At 69.7% G+C, this 3,122-nt stretch carries 2 protein-coding genes and 1 pseudogene; 1 reads left to right on the forward strand and 2 read right to left on the reverse strand.

What is annotated here, in order from left to right:
• A pseudogene (locus tag VJ976_RS00875) lies at nucleotides 1–259 on the forward strand (polyphosphate kinase 2); the annotation flags it as partial.
• A 49-nt stretch (nucleotides 260–308) separates the two neighbouring features.
• Here VJ976_RS00875 and trmB read toward each other — a convergent pair.
• Together trmB and lepA are read right to left on the reverse strand one after the other, a co-directional pair.
• Nucleotides 309–1,034 carry a tRNA (guanosine(46)-N7)-methyltransferase TrmB gene (trmB, locus tag VJ976_RS00880; protein ID WP_324097984.1) on the reverse strand — a complete coding sequence of 242 codons (726 nt, stop codon included), beginning with the start codon at nucleotides 1,032–1,034 and terminating at the stop codon, nucleotides 309–311.
• A 6-nt stretch (nucleotides 1,035–1,040) separates the two neighbouring features.
• Nucleotides 1,041–2,918: a translation elongation factor 4 gene (gene lepA / locus VJ976_RS00885; protein ID WP_324097986.1), complete on the reverse strand. Its 1,878-nt coding sequence runs from the start codon at nucleotides 2,916–2,918 to the stop codon at nucleotides 1,041–1,043.
• Nucleotides 2,919–3,122 lie beyond the last annotated feature (204 nt).

Consider the following 3,122-nt stretch of genomic DNA (forward strand, 5'->3'; position numbering starts at 1 on the left):
CTGGAAGCTCTCGCCGATGGACCTGGAGTCGCTGGACCGCTGGGAGGCCTACACGGACGCCAAGGAGGAGATGTTCCGCCGTACCGACACCGACCACGCGCCCTGGACGACCATCAAGTCCAACGACAAGAAGCGCTCCCGGGTCAGCGCCATGCGCACCTTCCTGAGCCGGTTCGACTACACCGGGAAGGACACGGACATCGTCGGCGTGCCGGACCCGGCCATCGTGCGCCGGGGTCGGGAGACCACCGAGGACTGACCGGCCCCTGACCGACCACGGTGCCGCTCGTACACCCGCAGGCTCAGAATCAGCGCCGGGCGTAGTTCAGGTTGGTGATCTCGCGGTCCACCTCGAGCCCCTTGCGCTCGAAGCGCGTGACCGGCCGCAGGGGGGCCCGGTCGGTGGAGGTCAGCGTGAACCGCTCGTCCGCGTCCAACAGCGAGCGCATCGCCCGCCCGTAGGGTGCCCAGTCCGTGGCCAGTCGCCACACCCCGCCCGGCTCGATCGCGGCGGCGACGCGATCAGCGAAGCACGCGCTCACCAGGCGGCGCGGATGGTGGCGCCGTTTCGGCCACGGATCGGGGAAGTAGGTCCACACCTCCCGCACACTGCCCGGCTCGACCATGCTGGCCAGGGCGAGCGCAGCGTCCACCTCGGCCAGGCGCAGGTTGGGCAACGGCGCCGCCCGCATGCGGGCGAGACTCTGACCGATACCCGGTCGCCAGACCTCCAGCCCGAGGAAGTCCCAGTCCGGTCGGGCCTCGGCGCCGGCCCGCAGGGCATCCCCGGACCCCGGGCCGATCTCGAGCACCAGCGGCGCCCGCCGCCCGAAGACGACCGGGGCGTCCAGGCGGAATGCCGGGTCGACCGTCGTGTCGTCCCCGTCGGCGGCGCGTGGCACCGGCAGGACGAAGTCGCCGGCCATCGCGTCGTAGGCGCGCTGGTGCCCGGCAGGCATCCGGGAGCCGCGGCGGGTGAAGGAACGGGTCCGCGCGAGCGGGCGTGCCTGGTGGGGAGCGGGCGATCCGGCCACGGGGCCCTACTTCTTGGCCCTGTCCGCGGAACCGTCCTGGGACAGCGCGGCGATGAAGGCCTCCTGCGGCACCTCGACGGTGCCGACCATCTTCATCCGCTTCTTGCCCTCCTTCTGCTTCTCCAGCAGCTTGCGCTTGCGGCTGATGTCACCGCCATAGCACTTGGCCAGCACGTCCTTGCGAATCGCGCGGATCGTCTCCCGGGCAATCACCCGGGCGCCGATCGCGGCCTGGATCGGCACCTCGTACTGCTGCCGCGGGATGAGCTCCCTGAGCTTGCCCGCCATCATCACCCCGTAGGCGTAGGCCTTCTCCTTGTGCACGATCGCCGAGAACGCGTCGACCTGGTCTCCCTGGAGCAGGATGTCGACCTTCACCAGGTCGGCACTCTGCTCCCCGTCCGGCTCGTACTCGAAGGAGGCGTAACCGCGGGTGCGGGACTTCAGCGCGTCGAAGAAGTCGAAGACGATCTCGGCCAGCGGCAGCGTGTAGCGCATCTCCACCCGCTCGGGTGAGAGGTAGTCCATGCCCTGCAGGGACCCTCGCCTGGACTGGCACAGCTCCATCACCGCGCCGATGTACTCGCTCGGAGTCAGGATCGTCGCCCGCACCACCGGTTCGGTGACCTCGGCGATCCTGCCCGAGGGGAACTCGCTCGGGTTGGTGACCACGACCTGCGTCCCGTCCTCCATCGCGACGAGGTACTCCACGTTGGGCAGGGTGGCGATCAGGTCCAGCCCGGACTCCCGTTCCAGCCGTTCGCGGATGATCTCCAGGTGCAGCATCCCGAGGAAGCCGACCCGGAAGCCGAATCCGAGCGCCACCGAGGTCTCCGGCTCGTAGACCAGCGCGGCGTCGTTGAGCTTCAGCTTGTCCAGCGCGTCGCGGAGGGTGGGATAGTCCGAGCCGTCGATGGGGTACAGCCCGGAGAAGACCATCGGCCGGGGGTCCAGGTAGCCCCCGAGCGCTTCGGTGGCCATGTTGCGCGAGCCGGTGATGGTGTCGCCGACCTTGGACTGACGCACGTCCTTGACCCCGGTGATCAGGTAGCCGACCTCCCCTACGCCGAGCCCGTCGCTGCGCAGCGGCTCCGGAGAGATGACCCCGATCTCCAACAGCTCGTGGGTGGCCTTGGTCGACATCATGGTGATCCGCTCGCGCGGCGAGAGGTGTCCGTCGACCACCCGCACGTAGGTCACCACCCCGCGGTAGGTGTCGTAGACCGAGTCGAAGATCATCGCCCGCGGCGGCGCCTGCGCCTGACCTACCGGCGGCGGCAGCTCGTGCACGATGCGGTCGAGCAGCTCGGTGACGCCGTGGCCGGTCTTACCGGAGACCTGGAGCACCTCGTCCACCTCACAGCCGATGAGGCCGGCGAGCTCCTCGGCGTACTTCTCCGGCTGGGCAGCGGGCAGGTCGATCTTGTTCAGCACCGGGATGATGGTCAGGTCGTTCTGCATGGCCAGGTAGAGGTTGGCCAGGGTCTGGGCCTCGATCCCCTGGGCCGCGTCCACCAGCAGCACCGCACCCTCGCACGCCGCCAGCGACCGGGAGACCTCGTAGGTGAAGTCGACGTGCCCGGGGGTGTCGATCATGTTCAGCACGTAGGAGGTCAGCTCGCTCTCCCCGTCCCCGGAGCCGCGCACCGCCCACGGCATCCGCACGGCCTGGCTCTTGATGGTGATGCCGCGCTCGCGCTCGATGTCCATCCGGTCCAGGTACTGGGCGCGCATGGCCCGCTCTGAGACCACGCCGGTGATCTGCAGCATCCGGTCGGCCAGGGTGGACTTGCCGTGGTCGATGTGGGCGATGATGCAGAAGTTGCGTATCACCTCCGGCGGCGTGGCCGCGGGCGGCGGAACGTGGCGGGCAAGGGGTGACACGCGGACAGGACCTCGATGGGGTAGGGCGAAGGTGGCAGGACGCCGGACACAGTCTCCCACGGGCCTGGGAGCGCAGAGGTGAGGAATGCCCCACGGCGGGCGATACGGTCGGGCCGTGGACCATCGCACAGTGCGCCTCGCATCCTCCCTCGCTCGCCGCGTCGCGCGCCTGGCTCGCAGCCGGCAGCGCCCCAGCCGGGGCTC

The organism is Ornithinimicrobium sp. (assembly GCF_035267225.1).
In the GTDB taxonomy this organism is placed as follows: Bacteria; Actinomycetota; Actinomycetes; order Actinomycetales; family Dermatophilaceae; genus Ornithinicoccus.